At 26.0% G+C, this 385-nt stretch carries 1 protein-coding gene; it reads right to left on the reverse strand.

Going from position 1 to position 385, the window contains the following annotated elements:
* A partial coding sequence (locus tag ASC50_RS05420; RefSeq protein ID WP_158648494.1) for a hypothetical protein occupies positions 1-344 on the reverse strand: 344 nt, incomplete at its 3' end.
* Positions 345-385: the final 41 nt, after the last annotated feature.

Genomic DNA, 385 nt, shown 5'->3' on the forward strand with positions numbered 1-385 from the left:
TGTTTTTGTAACCAAGATAAATCACCTGATATATTTTGTATTACAGTTGTTGCTTTTCCAATTTCAGAGCTAATATATTCAAAAAAAATCGTATTTTTATCAACTGTAATTGACGACCATTTTAATGTTTTTTTTATTTTATAAATAAATACAACAATCATTAGAATACTGAAAGCAAGAATCAACCAATCCCCCCAAAAATCAAAATATGGTATATTTTTCTCATTAAAATAAACTGCACAAATAGTAACAATGGAACCAATGTAGGTAAGTAAATCTAATAATATCATACCTATGTGTTGTTGTATGATATTTGTCCATATTTTACATTTTAATCTTCCCATTATTTATTTAGAGATATTATTTTGAGCACAAAGCCGAGCGT

Source organism: Candidatus Symbiothrix dinenymphae (genome assembly GCF_001431085.1).